The sequence below is a fragment of the Parabacteroides sp. AF27-14 genome (genome assembly GCF_003635425.1).
GTDB classification, from domain to species: Bacteria; Bacteroidota; Bacteroidia; order Bacteroidales; family Tannerellaceae; genus Parabacteroides; species Parabacteroides distasonis.
Genome location: NZ_QTLZ01000021.1, coordinates 1 through 334, shown reverse-complemented (window position 1 = coordinate 334; position 334 = coordinate 1). Strand labels below are relative to the sequence as shown.

Here is a 334-nt window from a genome sequence, read left to right as displayed (position 1 = left end):
CAGATAGATGGCATCGTCCGTGTCGGCGTGATTCTCTATGACCGCCAGCCAATCCCCCTCCCTTACCGGGCGATTATCCCTGACGAGCAGCTCCTGTATCTTTCCCGCTGCCCGTGTCACTACCGCCGTCGCGGGATGTTGCCCCGTCAATGTCATGTCTGCCGTGATCACGTCAGGATATTTGAAGAAACAGCTTCCCACCAGCAATGTCACGACCACGAGGAACAGCAGCGTTATCCCCCACCGTACGATCCAGGCCGGCACTTGCCCCATCACCTCCAGTACCTCCTCGCTCCTCAGTTCTATGTCCTTATTTCTCTTCTCCAACTAATTT

The 334-nt window shown here is 55.7% G+C and carries 1 protein-coding gene; it reads right to left on the bottom strand.

The genetic code is table 11. From position 1 onward, the window contains the following. Nucleotides 1-327 (bottom strand): biotin/lipoyl-binding protein (locus DWY79_RS23105; RefSeq protein ID WP_233564007.1); only part of this gene is annotated, 327 nt, incomplete at its 3' end. Nucleotides 328-334: the final 7 nt, after the last annotated feature.